At 69.3% G+C, this 14203-nt stretch carries 16 protein-coding genes; 12 read left to right on the top strand and 4 right to left on the bottom strand.

Going from position 1 to position 14203, the window contains the following annotated elements; genetic code table 11:
* Nucleotides 1-159: 159 nt before the first annotated feature.
* On the bottom strand, nucleotides 160-945 hold the full coding sequence (locus tag DVR07_RS01065; protein WP_115794938.1) for a nucleotide-binding protein: 786 nt from the start codon (nucleotides 943-945) through the stop codon (nucleotides 160-162).
* A gap of 227 nt (nucleotides 946-1172) precedes the next feature.
* Between DVR07_RS01065 and DVR07_RS01060 the strand changes: the two genes are divergently transcribed.
* The 9 genes from DVR07_RS01060 (at nucleotide 1173) to DVR07_RS01020 (ending at nucleotide 9377) form a co-directional block, all read left to right on the top strand.
* The gene (locus tag DVR07_RS01060; protein ID WP_115794937.1) at nucleotides 1173-2531 is read left to right on the top strand and encodes an ABC transporter substrate-binding protein; all 1359 of its coding nucleotides are present in this window, start codon (nucleotides 1173-1175) and stop codon (nucleotides 2529-2531) included.
* A gap of 24 nt (nucleotides 2532-2555) precedes the next feature.
* A complete protein-coding gene (locus tag DVR07_RS01055) occupies nucleotides 2556-3422 on the top strand; it encodes a branched-chain amino acid ABC transporter permease (protein WP_115794936.1) in 867 nt (288 codons plus the stop codon).
* A gap of 3 nt (nucleotides 3423-3425) precedes the next feature.
* Entirely contained in the window at nucleotides 3426-4616 is a 1191-nt protein-coding gene (locus DVR07_RS01050) for a branched-chain amino acid ABC transporter permease (RefSeq protein ID WP_115794935.1), read from the top strand.
* Entirely contained in the window at nucleotides 4606-5403 is a 798-nt protein-coding gene (locus DVR07_RS01045) for an ABC transporter ATP-binding protein (RefSeq protein WP_115794934.1), read from the top strand. Before DVR07_RS01050 ends, DVR07_RS01045 begins: the two co-directional genes overlap by 11 nt.
* A complete protein-coding gene (locus tag DVR07_RS01040; RefSeq protein WP_162829393.1) occupies nucleotides 5400-6176 on the top strand; it encodes an ABC transporter ATP-binding protein in 777 nt (258 codons plus the stop codon). The genes DVR07_RS01045 and DVR07_RS01040 overlap by 4 nt, the downstream gene beginning before the upstream one ends.
* A gap of 127 nt (nucleotides 6177-6303) precedes the next feature.
* Nucleotides 6304-7881 carry a long-chain-fatty-acid--CoA ligase gene (locus DVR07_RS01035; RefSeq protein WP_115794933.1) on the top strand — a complete coding sequence of 526 codons (1578 nt, stop codon included), beginning with the start codon at nucleotides 6304-6306 and terminating at the stop codon, nucleotides 7879-7881.
* 49 nt (nucleotides 7882-7930) lie between these two features.
* Nucleotides 7931-8725: an enoyl-CoA hydratase/isomerase family protein gene (locus DVR07_RS01030; RefSeq protein WP_115794932.1), complete on the top strand. Its 795-nt coding sequence runs from the start codon at nucleotides 7931-7933 to the stop codon at nucleotides 8723-8725.
* A 1-nt stretch (nucleotide 8726) separates the two neighbouring features.
* Nucleotides 8727-9143: a thioesterase family protein gene (locus DVR07_RS01025; RefSeq protein WP_115794931.1), complete on the top strand. Its 417-nt coding sequence runs from the start codon at nucleotides 8727-8729 to the stop codon at nucleotides 9141-9143.
* Between the two features lie 54 nt (nucleotides 9144-9197).
* Nucleotides 9198-9377, top strand: coding sequence for a hypothetical protein (locus tag DVR07_RS01020; protein WP_115794930.1), 180 nt, complete (start codon nucleotides 9198-9200; stop codon nucleotides 9375-9377).
* A 28-nt stretch (nucleotides 9378-9405) separates the two neighbouring features.
* Here the strand turns inward: DVR07_RS01020 and DVR07_RS01015 are convergent, their stop codons facing one another.
* Nucleotides 9406-10467 (bottom strand): zinc-dependent alcohol dehydrogenase family protein, encoded by a 1062-nt coding sequence (locus DVR07_RS01015; RefSeq protein WP_115794929.1) that lies wholly within the window; start codon nucleotides 10465-10467, stop codon nucleotides 9406-9408.
* A 123-nt stretch (nucleotides 10468-10590) separates the two neighbouring features.
* On the opposite strand from DVR07_RS01015, the gene DVR07_RS01010 reads away from it, so the two are divergent.
* Genes DVR07_RS01010 through DVR07_RS01000 form a run of 3 tightly spaced genes read left to right on the top strand, consistent with a single transcriptional unit; the run spans nucleotide 10591 to nucleotide 13183 of the window.
* Complete coding sequence (locus DVR07_RS01010; RefSeq protein ID WP_115794928.1) at nucleotides 10591-11730, top strand: acyl-CoA dehydrogenase family protein; 1140 nt, start codon at nucleotides 10591-10593, stop codon at nucleotides 11728-11730.
* A gap of 2 nt (nucleotides 11731-11732) precedes the next feature.
* Complete coding sequence (locus DVR07_RS01005; RefSeq protein WP_115794927.1) at nucleotides 11733-12632, top strand: alpha/beta fold hydrolase; 900 nt, start codon at nucleotides 11733-11735, stop codon at nucleotides 12630-12632.
* 23 nt (nucleotides 12633-12655) lie between these two features.
* Nucleotides 12656-13183, top strand: a complete 528-nt coding sequence (locus DVR07_RS01000) for an Lrp/AsnC family transcriptional regulator (RefSeq protein WP_115794926.1) — start codon at nucleotides 12656-12658, stop codon at nucleotides 13181-13183.
* A 94-nt stretch (nucleotides 13184-13277) separates the two neighbouring features.
* Here the strand turns inward: DVR07_RS01000 and DVR07_RS00995 are convergent, their stop codons facing one another.
* Entirely contained in the window at nucleotides 13278-13715 is a 438-nt protein-coding gene (locus tag DVR07_RS00995) for a MaoC/PaaZ C-terminal domain-containing protein (protein WP_115794925.1), read from the bottom strand.
* Nucleotides 13712-14200, bottom strand: a complete 489-nt coding sequence (locus DVR07_RS00990) for a PaaI family thioesterase (protein ID WP_115794924.1) — start codon at nucleotides 14198-14200, stop codon at nucleotides 13712-13714. The genes DVR07_RS00995 and DVR07_RS00990 overlap by 4 nt, the downstream gene beginning before the upstream one ends.
* Nucleotides 14201-14203 lie beyond the last annotated feature (3 nt).

Genomic DNA, 14203 nt, shown 5'->3' with positions numbered 1-14203 from the left:
CGGGGAGCGTCCCGGACGGGAGGGTCGGCGCGTCCGCACTCGCGGCGTCTCCGTCCGGCGTCTCCTCGGTCGGCGCGTCGCCCCCCGGATTGCCGGCGTCCGGCACCTCTCCGCGTGGCGCGGAATCGGGCGGCGCCCCGTTCTCCGAGTTCGACCGAGTCATGGCGAGTCGGGAACTACGGCGCTCCGGAAGCGGTCGGCCACGTCGTCCGATCCGCCCGGGCGAACGTCGAGCGCCGCGGCGGCCTCGCGGTACGCCCGGGCAGCCTCGCTGTCCGGGGCGTGGGCGAGCAGGGGTTCGCCGGCGCGGCGAGCCGACCGGGCGGCGTCGGCGTCGGGCACCGCCGCCAGCGTCGGGCCGTCGAAGTAGCGCTCGGCCTTCTCGGTGACGCCCGCCGCGCCGCCGGGGTCGTGGACCTTGTTGAACACCACGCCCGCGGTGTCGGTGCCGTAGGAGTGGGCGTACTCCTGGACCTTCAGGCCGTCGCTGAGCGCCGGAATCGTGGGCTGGAGCACGACCACCGCGCGGTCGGCGAGCACGACCGGCAGGACCGCGCTCTTCGACCCGAGCGCGGCGGGCGAGTCCAGCAGCAGGACGTCGGTGTCGGCCGCGAGGTCGGCGATCACCGCGCGGAGTCGGTCGGGGTCGGCCGCCTCGAAGGCGGCGAGGCTGGTGCCGCACGGCACGACCGACATCCCGAACCGCTCGTAGACGGCGTCGTCGACCGACACCTCGCCCCGCTCGGCCTCGTCGGCGACGAGCAGGTCGTGAAGCGTGGCGTCGGCGTCGGTCAGGCCGGTGTGGAAGAGCAGGTTCGCCATCCCGGTGTCGGCGTCGACGACGGTCACGTCGTACTCCTCTGCCAGCGCCATCCCGAGCGCCACCGTGGTCGTGGTCTTGCCGGTGCCGCCCTTGCCGCTGGCTACCGCGAACGCCTCGACCATTACGCCGGGCTTGCGCCCGATGTGTTAAAAACCTACTCCTGTGAAATCAATCCCCCGTCGCGGCCAGGAACGGCGAGTGCAGCCGACGGTACTGGCAGTTCAGTCGGCGGTGACGTGAGGCCTGCAGACGACGAGTAATCGCCGGTTGGGAACTGAACTGTCACGAAGGACCGTGATACTACCCCCCACATTTATGTGGATAGTTATGGAAACTGGTACCGAGACCCATGGTTAACGATGGTAGCGGAACGGGCGAGAAACGGACAACTGGAAAGCGGACTGGGGCAGGAGGAAACAATGATAAGAAGGCGGCGGGCGTCGACCGGCGTCGGTTCCTCCAGTTCGCCGGGGCGGGCGTGGCGACGGCGTCGCTCGCGGGCTGCACGGGCGGGAGCCAGTCGAGCGACGCGAACCAGCAGCTCGACGGGCCGATAAAGATCGGCGTGCTCGCGCCCGAACCCGGGAACAACCCGATCGGCGCGTCGATAGCGAACTCGGCGAAGCTCGCGGCGAACCAGCTCAACGAGGACGGCGGCGTCCTCGGCTCGAACGTCGAGGTTGTCGTGAAGGACACCAAGGAGGACCCCGCGACCGGCCAGCGGGCGTACCAGGAGCTGACCGTCGGCGAGCAGGTGGACCTGACGACCGGCGTGTTCACCAGCGAGGTCCAGCTGAACCTGATGTCCTCGATCGCCCAGCAGCAGACGCTCCACCTGAACACCGGGGCGGCCTCGCCCGAGACGACCCGCCGGGTCGCGGAGAACTACGACCGGTTCAAGTACTACTTCCGGACCGGCCCGGTCAACTCCCACTACCTCGGCCAGAACATGGTCGACTTCGCGACGGCCAACTTCGAGTCGATGGGGTGGGACTCGGTCGCCATCCTGGCCGAGGACTACACCTGGACCGAGCCAATCTCGGAGGCGCTCAACGGGTCGCTCGGCGACGCGGGCATCGACGTCCCGGTCAACCAGCGCTACGCCGGCGGGACCGAGAACTTCTCGCCCATCTACGACGAGGTGGCGAGCGCGGACGTCGACGCGGCGTACGTCGTGATGGCCCACACCGGCACCTCCGCGGTGGTCCAGTGGGCCAAGCAGCAGCGGCCGTTCGGGTTCGGCGGCATCCACGTGCCGATGCAGCTGCCCTCCTACTACGGGTCGGTCAACGGCGCGTGCCGGTACGCGGTGACCCAGAACTCCGCGACGCCGACCAGCGAGATCACCGACAAGACGGTGCCGTACGCCAACGCCTACCAGGAGGCCAACGGGAAGTACCCCGTCTACACCGGCTACATCACCTTCGACGCGGTGAAGATGTACGCCCAGGCGGTCCAGCAGGCCGGCAGCAAGGAGGCGGGGCAGGTCATCCCCAAGCTCGAGAACATGTCCTTCACCGGCACCACGACCGCGAACTTGGAGTTCTACGGGCAGGACCACCAGTACCCCCACGACGTGAAGTACGGGAAGGAGTACGCGTGGCCGCTCTGGCTCCAGTGGCGCGAGGCCGAGGGCAGCGGGAGCCAGCAGGTCATCTGGCCCGACGACCTCTCGACGACCGAGTATCAGTCCCCGCCGTGGGTCTGACCGACGACACTCACCCCCTTTACTATGGTAGACGTACTCACTACGACGATCAACGCCGTCACGATCAGCGCACTGTACGCCCTCGTCGCCATCGGCTTCACGCTGATATTCGGCGTGGGTGGCGTCCTGAACCTCGCGCACGGCGCGATACTCACCGTCGGCGCGTTCACCGCCTACTACGCCACGAGCGCGCTCGGGCTGGGCATCTGGGTCGGCGCGGCCGCCGCGCTGGCGGTGGGCGGGCTGTTCAGCGCGGCGATGTACCTCGGGATGATCCGGTGGGTCCAGGACGAACCCATACTGGTGATGATACTCACGCTCGTGACCTCCATCGCCATCGAGCAGTTCTTCGTGGTCACGGTCGGGACCCAGGCCAAGGCGGTCCCGTCACTGCTGCCGGGTCAGCTGACGTTCGCGGGCCTCACCGTCCAGACGAACCAGGCGCTGACGTTCGTGCTGTCGTGGCTGCTCATCGGCGGGCTCGTCGTGGCGGTCAACTACACCCGGACCGGCAAGGCCATCCTCGCGACCAGCATGTCCGCGAAGGGCGCGGCGCTGGTCGGCATCGAGAGCGACCGGATGTACCTCTACACCTGGCTGCTCGCGGGCGCGCTCGCCGGCATCGCGGGGGTCTTCCTCGCGTCGTACCGGACCGCCAGCTACACGATGGGACGGGGCCCGCTCATCCTCTCGTTCTCCATCGTGGTGCTGGGCGGCATCGGCTCCATCCGGGGCAGCGTGCTCGGGGCGTACCTCATCGGCTTCCTCGAGGTGTTCACCGTCTCGTACGTGGATTCGAGCCTGAGCGGGCTCGCCTCGCTGGTCGTGCTGGTCGTCGTGCTGCTGGTCCGGCCCGAGGGACTGTTCGGCCGCGAGCTCGCGGAGGCCTGACCCATGTCCGAGGAACTGCCAACCGACGCCGAGACCGACTCCGAGGCCGACGCCAGCCGGGACCTGATCGACCCGTCCTCGGTCGGGCTGCGCCACGTCTTCGGCGCGATCGGGCTGCTCGCGCTCGGGCTGCTCCCGCTGGGCGTCGACCGGCTGCTGGTGCTGAAGCTGACGGGCGCGCTGTACTTCGCGGTGTTCGCCATGAGCTGGGACGCCGTCTCGGGATACACCGGCCAGATCAGCTTCGGCCACGCGCTGTTCTTCGCTGTCGGCGGCTACACGTCGGCGCTGCTCAACCTCCACTGGGGGTTCGACCCGGCGCTCACGGTCGTCGCCGGCATGGCGATGGCCGCGGTCGCCGGCGTCGTCGTCGGCGTTCCCGCGCTCCGATTGGAGGGGCCGTACCTCTCGCTGATCACGCTGGTCGCGCCGCTCATCCTGCTCCAGGTATTCGTCGTGTTCAGCGACATCTTCGGCGGCGAGCTCGGCCTGGCGAGCCCCGAGAACCTGCTGGTCTTCGAGAGCTTCGAGACCGCCATCACGGCCAACTACTACCTCGCGTTCGGCCTGTTCGTCGGGGTGCTGGCGCTGCTGCTGGCGGTCACGCGCTCGGACGCCGGGTCGGTGTTCACCGCCATTCGCGAGGACGAGGACGCGGTCGCCGCGGCCGGACTCAACCCGGCCAAGTTCAAGATATTCGCGTTCGTGCTGAGCGCCGCGGTCGGCGGGCTCGCCGGCGCGATGTTCGTCCACACGCCGGTCGGCAACCCCCAGCCCAGCCAGCTGCTCGTGCTCACGGTGAGCATCGAGGTGATCATCGCGGCCGTGCTGGGCGGGATGGGGACCATCGTCGGCCCGGCGGTCGGCGGGCTGTTCTTCTACATGTTCCGGGACTACCTGGGCGGCGTGACCGCGACCGTGCCGGTGCTCGGGGCGCCGATCGCGGAGCTCGACCTGCTGCTGTTCTCGCTAGCCACCCTCGTGTTGCTGTTCGTGCTGCCGGGCGGCATCGTCCGCGGGACCATCGGCCTCGGGCGGTGGGTGCTCCGCCGGGGCGGTCGGGACGCCCCGCAGACCGTCCCGGACGGGGGCGAGCCCCAGGACAGAGAGGGTCCACTCGAACGGACGCTGGCCTCGTACCGCGAGGCGTTCGACGATATCGGCAACTCGCAGGAGGAAGACCATGAGCACTGACACCCCCGCTGGAACCGACGCATCGGCAGCGACCGAGTCGTACGGCCCCGACGACGGCATCCTCGTGCTGGACGGACTGACCAAGCGGTTCGGCGGCCTGACCGCGGTCGACGACCTCTCCTTTTCGGTCGGGGAGGGCGAGATACTCGGGTTCATCGGCCCCAACGGCGCGGGCAAGTCCACGACGTTCAACTGCGTGACCGGGACGTACCCGCCGACCGAGGGGACCGTCTGGTACCGCGGCGAGGACGTGACCGGCGAGCCCGCCCACGAGATGGTCAAGCGCGGGATGGCCCGGACGTTCCAGTCGTTCCGGCCGCTGGAGGACCGCTCCATCGTCCGGAACGTCGCGCTCGCGCTGGTGCCCGACCGCGTGTTCTCGCTGTCGGGGCTCCGGGGCGAGACCCGCCGGCGCGCGACCCGCATCTGCGAGCGGGTCGGGCTGGGCGACCGGCTCGACCAGTTCCCCGACGAGCTCCCCCACGCCGGGCTGCTCCGGCTGGAGCTCGGCCGTGCCCTGGCGACCGACCCCGACCTGCTGCTGGTCGACGAGCCGTTCGCCGGCCTCTCGAACCAGGAGGTCGGCGAGATCTCCGACCTGCTGGAGACGCTCCGGGACGACGGCATCACGCTGGTGGTGGTCGACCACAACATGCGCGGGCTGCTGTCGCTCATCGACCGCGGGGTGGTCATCCAGTTCGGCTCGAAGATCGCCGAGGGCCGGCCCGAGCAGATAAAGCAGAATCAGCGCGTCCAGGAGGCGTATCTGGGGGGTGATTCGGTGTGAGCGCCGATTCGGACTCCGGTGCCGGAGACGGTGCGTCCCCCACGGATGCCTCGACAGCCCGAGAAGCGGACGAGGCGGTGCTGCGCGCCGAGGACCTCCGGGTCTCCTACGGCGAGGTGGCCGCGCTCCGGGGGCTCGACTTCCACGTCGAGGAGGGCGAGATCGTCTCGGTCATCGGACCGAACGGCGCGGGCAAGTCGACGCTGGCCGACGCTGTGTCGGGCCACGTCCCCTACGAGGGTAGCGTCACCTACCGCGGGCGGGAGGTCGCCGAATCGAGCGCGAGCGACCTGGTCGCCGAAGGGCTCATCCACTGCACCGAGACCCGCGACCTGTTCGGCTACATGAGCGTGGCCGACAACCTCGACCTCGGGTCGTACCGCCACCGCGACGACGTCGCCGAGCGCCGGGAGTTCGTCTACGACCTGTTCCCGACGCTGGAGGACCGGGCCGACCAGAACGCCCGGACCATGAGCGGCGGCGAGCAGCAGATGCTGGCCATCGGCCGGGCGCTGATGAGCGACCCCGACCTGCTCCTGCTCGACGAGCCGACGCTCGGACTCGCGCCGGTCATCCTCGAGGACATCAGCGACGGCATCGAGGAGATCCGCGAGTCGGGGGTCACCGTGGTGCTGTGCGAGCAGAACGTGACGTTCGCGATGGACCACGCCGACCGGGTGTACCTGCTGGAGAACGGACGGTTCGAGCGCGAGGGCGCGCCCGAGACGCTGCGGGGCGACGAGTACATCCGCGAGGCCTACCTCGGCGGATAGCCCCGTCGCTACCACCGTAAGAATTTTCCCCCGTATCGCTACGACTGTTAGCCGTTTGTCGGGCTGCGGGAAAAATTGGCACCGACGAGGGTAACTCTTTAGAGGGTGAGCTACGATACCTGCCTACATGGCAAACCTTGCCACGAGCATTCGGTCGGTCGCCGCGGAGCACCCCGACGAGGTCGCGGTCTCCTTCCGGGGCCAGGACGTGACGTACCGCGAGTTCTGGGCGCGGACCGGGCAGTTCGCGGCCGGACTCGACGAGCGAGGCGTCGGCGAGGGCGACAGGGTCGCGGTGTACCTCCCGAACGTCCCCCAGTTCGTGACCGCGTTCCACGGCACGCTCCGGGCGGGCGGCGTCGTGGTGCCGATGAACCCCCAGTACAAGTCCAGGGAGATCAGCCACCTGCTGGCCGACAGCGGCGCCCGCGTTGTGGTGACGCTGTCGGACCTCGTCCCGTTCGTCGAGGAGGTCCGCGACGACACCGACGTCGAGCACGTCGTCACCGTCGGCGAGGCTGCGGACGCGGGCACCGACTTCGAGGCGTTCCTCGGCGACGACCACGAGTTCGAGGCAGTCGAACGCGACGAGGACGACGTGGCGGTCCAGCCCTACACCAGCGGGACGACCGGCCAGCCCAAGGGCGTCCAGCTGACCCACCGGAACCTCACCTCGAACGCAGAGACCGCCGCGGGGCTGGTCCCCGACGGCATCCGGACAGACGACAAGCAGCTGGGCGTGCTCCCCCTGTTCCACATCTACGGGATGACCGTGGTGATGAACGCGACGCTGTTCAACGGCGGGGCCTACTATCCGCTGCCCGAGTGGGACGCCCAGGAGGCGGTCTCGCTCATCGAGGACGAGGACCTGACGCTGATGCACGGCGTGCCCGCGATGTACAACGACGTCATCAACCAGCCGAACGCCGAGGAGTTCGACCTCTCGTCGCTCCGGCTGGCGGGCGTCGGCGGGTCGGGTATCCCGGTCGAGGTGCTCCGGCGGTTCGAGGAGCTCTACGACGTCAAGGTGTACGAGGGGTACGGCCTGACCGAGACCAGCCCGGTGACCCACTTCAACAGCCCCGAGCAGGGCCGGCGGGTCGGCAGCATCGGCAAGACGCTGCCGGGCGTCGACGCGAAGATCGTCGACGGAAACTTCGAGGAGCGGCCCCGCGTCGAGCGCGGCCCGGTCGACGAGGAGGAGACCGACCTCGACGAGATCACCGGCGAGCTCGTGGTCGCCGGCCCGAACGTGATGAAGGGGTACGCCGGCCTGCCCGACGCCAACGAGGGGGCGTTCACCGAGCGCGACGGCAAGCGGTGGTTCCACACCGGCGACATCGGCTACTGGGACGAGGACGGCTTCTTCTACGTCGTCGACCGGAAGAAGCACATGATCAACACCGCGGGGTACAACGTCTACCCCCGCGAGGTCGAGGAGCTGCTGTTCGAGCACGAGGACGTGGCCGACGTCGCGGTGGTCGGCATCCCCGACGAGCGCCGGGGCGAGACCGTGAAGGCGTTCGTGGTGCCGACGCCCGACGCCGAGGCGACCCCGGAGGACCTCAAGCAGTTCTGCCTGGACAACCTCGCGGAGTACAAGCACCCCCGCGAGGTCGAGTTCGTCGAGGAGCTCCCCCGGACCACGACGGGCAAGGTCCAGAAGTTCGGGCTCCGGGAGCAGGATTCGGAGGCGGCCGAGTGACCGGGGAACGGAATCGGCGGGGCGGCTTCGCCATGGGAGGAATCCGTCCGTGACCGACGAAGCAGTCCGCCTCGATATTCAGGACGGCGTGGCGACCGTCACCCTGAGCGAGCCCGACCGCCGCAACGCGCTCTCGACCGAGATCTCGGCCGGAATCCGCGACGCGCTCGCCGAGATCGACGGGAGCGACGCCCGGTGCGTCGTCGTCGAGGGCGCGGGCGGGGCATTCTCGGCCGGCGGGGACATCGCCGCGATGCGCGAGCGCCTCGACTCGGACGTCCCCGTCGACGAGCGCGTCCGGGAGCTCGAGCGCACGACCAGCGAGACCATCGCCCGGCTCGCGACCTTCCCGCTGCCGACTGTCGCGAAGGTCGACGGCCCGGCGTTCGGCGCGGGCGCGAACCTCGCCATCGCCTGCGACGTCCAGCTGGCCAGCGACGACGCCTCCATCGGCTTCGGCTTCCGCCAGGTCGGCCTCTGCGTCGACGCGGGCACCTCCTACCTGCTCCCGCGCGTCGTCGGCGAGAACGTCGCCAAGGAACTGGTGTTCACGGGCGAACTCGTCGGCGCCGAGCGCGCGCTCGACCTGGGGCTGTTCAACCGCGTCTACCCGGCCGACGAGTTCGACGAGCGGGCCGACGAGTTCGTCGAGCGCGTCGCGACCGGGCCGACCGTGGCGCTCCGCCACGCCAAGCGCCTGCTCGCCGAGGGCCTCGACAAGTCGGTCCAGCGCGCGATGAGCGACGAGGCGACCGCCCAGGGGATCGTCTTCGAGACCGACGACCACGAGGAGGGCGTGGCGGCCTTCCTGGAGGACCGCGAGCCCGCGTTCGAGGGGCGGTGACGTGACCGACGATAGTCCGCTCGCGGAGGTCGAACCGGGCTTCGAGTACGAGACGACGTGGGAGGCCGGCCGGCTGGAGCCCCAGACGGTCACCGACGGCATCGAGATCGCCGCCACGCCCGAGATCATCGGCGCCATGGAGAAGACCGTCTACGACGGGGTCGTCCCCCGGCTCCCCGACGGCCACCGCATCGTGGGCGTCCGCATCGAGTGCGACCACCGCGCGCCCACGCCCGCGGGTGAAGAAATTGTGGTATCCATCGAGGTCGAGGAGGTCGACGTCGAGCGCGGCCACCTCGTCTCCACCGGGACGGTCGAGGACGAGGGCGACGTAGCCGCCACGAGCCGGATGCGCCACGCGGTCGTCGAGCGCGAGGCGTTCGCCGACCGGATCCGCGAGCGCGTCGACGGGGAGTGAGAGGTCGCGAGGGGCAGCGAAGTCCATTACTGCCTCCGACGCTTTGAGTCGACCATGACCGGCGACTGCACGTACTGCGGGAGCGACGTGTCCGAACACGATCCCGTGTTCGTGGCCGAGCAGCGCGGCGACGAGCGCGAGGAGACCGGGCAGTTCTGCAACTACGCCTGCCTGTCGGCGCACATCGACGAAGCGAACCTTGTCGACGGGGCGTGCTGCACCGTCGACCTCTGAGAAGCGCGTCGAACCGTCGTTCCGGCGCTCAGAACTCGTCGACGACCGGGATGCCCATCGTCCCGTAGTCGCTCATCGCGGCGAGGCGGTCGGGCACGTCGTCGAGGGTCACCGTCTCGGAGACGACCGCGCTCGGGTCGAGCGTGCCCGCCTCGACCATCCGGAATATCTCGTCGTAGCGCGGGGGCTGCATCCCGTAGGAGCCGATGAACTCGATCTCCTTCGTCGTCATCGCGTCCGTCGGTAGCTCCACGGTACCGTGCTCGTCCTGCGTCGTGAGCCCGATCTGGACGTGCTGGCCCAGCCGGCCCAGGCAGTTCACCGAGTTCCGGCAGGTCTCGGCGATGCCCAGCGCGTCGACCGAGACGTCGGCGCCGCCGTCCGTGACGCCCACGATAGTGCGGGGGACGTTCTCGGTTTCGACGGCGTTGACGGTCGCGGCCGCGCCCAGGTCCTCGGCCTTCGTCAGTTTCTCCTCGTTCAAATCCACGGCGACCACGTTCGCGCCGATGGCGTCCGCGATGTGAACCGCCGAGAGCCCCACGCCGCCGCAGCCGTGGACCGCGACCCAGTCGCCCGCGCTCACGTCCGCGCGGTGGACCAGCGCGTGGAAGGCGGTGACGAACCGGCAGCCGAGGCCGGCCATCGCCACGGGCGAGACGCCGTCGGGCAGCGTCACGGCGTTCTGGTCGGCGTGCGGGACGTGCACCGCCTCGGCGAACGCGCCCGGCGCGGCCTCGGCGAACCCCAGCGGCAGGACGTTCTCGCAGACGTTCGAGTGGCCGTTCCGGCACATCGGACAGGTGCCGTCGCTGAGGTTGAACGGGACCGCCACGCTGTCGCCCTCGCCGAGACGGGTGACGTCCGCGCCGACTTCGACAACGGTGCCGGCGGGCTCGTGGCCCAGAATCTGGCCCTTCGGGGGCTTGGCGCCGATCCACTCCCAGTCGCCCTGCCAGGCGTGCCAGTCGCTCCGGCAGATGCCGCAGGCCTCGGTCTCGACCACGACGCCGTCGGGGGCCGGTTCCGGCCGGTCGACGTCGGCGATCTCCAGGGGCTCGCCGTACTCGCGTAACACGGCTGCGCGCATACCGAGTTCCTGTACGCTCGCCCATATAAAACTACGCCAGACTGTACGCGTTTCGTGGCGGTTTCGTTAACAGTAGTGCCGCTGCCACCAAAACTACTTTTTATTGGAAGGCGATGTGGGGGTATGGCATTCCGACTGTCAGACGAGCAGCGCGCCGTCCGCGACGCGGTCCGGGCGTTCGGCGAGGAGGAGATCGAACCGGTCGCCAGGGAGCACGACGAGCGGAAGGAGTACCCCGCAGACCTGGTCGAGAAGGCCGCGGAGCTCGACTTCGTCGCGCCCTCCATCCCCGTCGAGTACGGCGGCGCGGGCATGGACATGCTGTCGACGATCATCGTGACCGAGGAGCTGTGGCGCGCCGACCCGGGCATCGGGAGCGCCATCGGGAGCCGGGGGTTCGGCTCCAACATGATACGGAAGTACGGCGACGAGTGGATGAAGGAGGAGTGGCTCCCGCGCATCGCGTCGGGCGAGTCGGCCTGCTGTAGCTGCATCTCCGAGCCCGCTCACGGCTCGAACGTGGCGGGCATCGAGACGCGGGCGGAACGAGACGGCGACGAGTTCGTCATCGACGGCAACAAGATGTGGATCACGAACGGCACGGTCGCCGACGTCGCCGTGGTGATGACCAAGACCTCGCCCGACGAGGGCCACCGCGGCATCACCGCGTTCCTGGTCCCGACGGACCTCGACGGGTTCCGGACCGAGAAGATCGACAACAAGCTCGGCATCCGGGCCTCGGACCTCGCGGAGGTCATCCTCGACGGCGTCCGCGTGCCCGAGGAGAACGTCATCGGCGAGGTCGACGAGGGGTTCTACCAGCTCATGGACTTCTTCGCCAGCGGTCGGACCAGCGTCGCGGGCCAGGCGGTCGGGGCGGCCACGGCCGCGCTCGACGCCGCGCTCGACTACGCCGACGAGCGCGAGCAGTTCGGTCAGAAGATCGGCGAGTTCCAGGCCATCGAGCACAAGCTCGCGGAGATGGCGACCAGCGTCGAGGCGGCCCGGTCGCTGACCTACCGCGCCGCGTCGTACGTCGAGGACGGCGACGACCAGCTCGCCACCCAGTTCGCGAGCATGGCGAAGCTGTTCGCCAGCGAGCGCGCGGTCGACGTGGCCGACGAGGCCATCCAGGTCCACGGCGGGGCGGGCTTCGTCACCGACCACCCGGTCGAGCGCTACTACCGCGACGCCCGCATCACGAAGATCTACGAGGGGACCAGCGAGATACAGAAGAACATCATCGCCGACAACCTCCAGTGACCATGCCCGGACACGAGGCGTGGACCGACCGGCAGGAGGCCGCGACCCTGACCGTCGACGGTCACGACCTGGACGTAGCGTACTACGAGGACGGCGAGGCGCGGAGCGCCTCGGAGAACGCGGGCGGTGACAACCGCGAGACGGGAGGCGGCGACCAGCCGGTCGTCTTCCTCCACGGCATCCCGACGTGGTCGTTCCTCTGGCGCGACGTCGCGCCCGCCATCGCCGAGGACCGCCGCGTAATCGCGCCCGACCTGCTGGGCTACGGCAACTCCGCGATGCGCGACGGCTTCGACCGGTCCATCCGCGCGCAGGAGGAGATGCTCGACGCGCTGCTCGCCGACCTCGGCATCGAGACGGCGTCGCTGGTCGCCCACGACATCGGCGGCGGGGTCGCGCTCCGCTACGCCGCGCACAACCCGGACGCCGTGGGCGAACTGGTGCTCTCGAACGCGGTCTGCTACGACTCGTGGCCGGTCGAGTTCGTCAACGACCTCGGGCTCCCGTCGACCGCCGAGCTGTCGGACGAGGAGCTCGACGCCAAACTCGACTTCGCGTTCGCCGACGGCCTCTACGACGACGGGGGCCACGAGGAGTTCGTCGAGGGGATGAAGGCGCCCTGGCAGTCCGAGGAAGGCAAACTGTCGCTGTCGCGGAACGCTGTCGCGACCAACACGAACCACACCACCGAACTCGACTACGGGGCCATCGACGCCGAGACGCTGCTGCTGTGGGGCGGCGACGACGTCCTCCAACCACTCTCGTACGCCGAGCGTCTCGCCGACGATATCGGCAGCGCCGAGGTGGTGACGCTCGACGACGCGTACCACTGGGTCGTCGAGGACCGAACCGAGGCCTACCGCGACCGGCTCGAATCGTTCCTGAAAGAGCAAGGGTCATAAACCGCTCGTGGGAACCACCTACCATGACTAACGGAGCGGACCCGCCGAACTGGAGCTTCAAGGACCGCGACATCGCGATCCTCCGGGAGCTGACCCGCGACCCCCAGCTCTCGTCGCGGGAGCTCACCACCATCCTCGCCGAGGAGTACGACATCGAGGTCTCGCACGTCACGGTCAGCGAGTCCATCCGCGAGATGCGCAACGAGGGCGTGTTCCGGGAGGCCATCATCCCGAACGAGGAGTACTACATCTTCGGCCTCTTCGAGTTCAAGTTCAACACCGAGCACTTCGCGGAGGGGTGGCGCGACGCCATGGAGTACATCCGCGACGACCCCCACACCCTGTTCTACTTCCTCTCGGACGGCGAGTACCAGTGGAAGACCGTGATGATGTTCCCGACCAGGGCGGACGAGTCGCGCTGGATCCACGAGTGCTACAAGGAGCACGGCGACGTCATCGCCAACATCCGCAACTCGGTCATCCACAACGTGCTCAAGTTCGGCACCGACCCCGAGATATTCGAGGGTCTGAACGGCGAGTACCGGGAGTAGCGGGCGTCGGAGGGCCGTTCCCGCCGAACAACTCGGGACCACCCACACCGGACGAATCGCCGCTTCGATCGGTCTGAACCGCCCTCGGCCCAGCCTACTTCACGAGCGAGAGCAGTTCGCACGACAGCACGGTCTCGTCGTCCTGGGTCACCACCTCGGCCTCGTACCGGACCACGCCGCTCGCCGTCGGGTGGTCTCGCTCCTCCTTCTCGACCAGTTCGAGTTCTACCCGGATCGTATCGCCCAGTCGCACCGGGCCGGTGAACCGCAGGCGGTCGACGCCGTAGAACGCCACCACCTCGGCCCGCTCGGCGCGGACCCGCCGGGTCAGCCCGGTCATCGCGGAGAACACGAGCGCGCCGTGGGCGACTCGCTCGCCGAAGGCCGACGCCTCGCCCGCGGCCTTGCTCGTGTGGAGTGGATTGAAGTCGCCGCTGACGCCGGCGAAGTTCGTGACGTCGGCCTCGGTGATAGTCCGCGTGGGCGTCGTGACGGTGCGACCGACTTCCAGTTCCTCGAAGGGGACGGTCACCGGTCCTTCCCCTCTTCTCGGAACAGCCGGTAGCTCGCCCGTCCGACCGCGACTTCGGTCGGTTCCTCGCCGTCGTCCTCGGGGTCCGCACTCCCGGGGTCCGCGCTCGTCACGGTCACCTCGGTCACGCCCATCGACCCGCCGGCCCGGACCACCTCGGCCTGGGCCCGGAGGTCGCCGGTCGCCGGCCGGAGGTACGAGACGTTGAGGTCGGCGGTCGTGAGCGCGGCCTCGGCGGGGTCGTCGAACGTGGTCCGGAGGACGAACCCGCTGGCGGTGTCGACCAGCGTCGCGGCGATGCCGCCGTGGACGACCGGGGTCCCCTCCGGGTCGGGGTTGACCAGCTTCTCGTCGTACGGGACCGACATCACCAGCCGGCCGGGCGCGACGTCCTCGACGGTCACCCCGAGCCACGAGAGGTAGCCGTGGCGGTCGACGAACGCCTGCATCTGGGTCGCGGCGTCGGCGGATCGCTCCTCGCCCATGGG

This window comes from Halorussus rarus, from assembly GCF_003369835.1.
GTDB lineage: Archaea > Halobacteriota > Halobacteria > Halobacteriales > Haladaptataceae > Halorussus > Halorussus rarus.
This window is presented reverse-complemented; position numbering and strand designations above follow the sequence as displayed.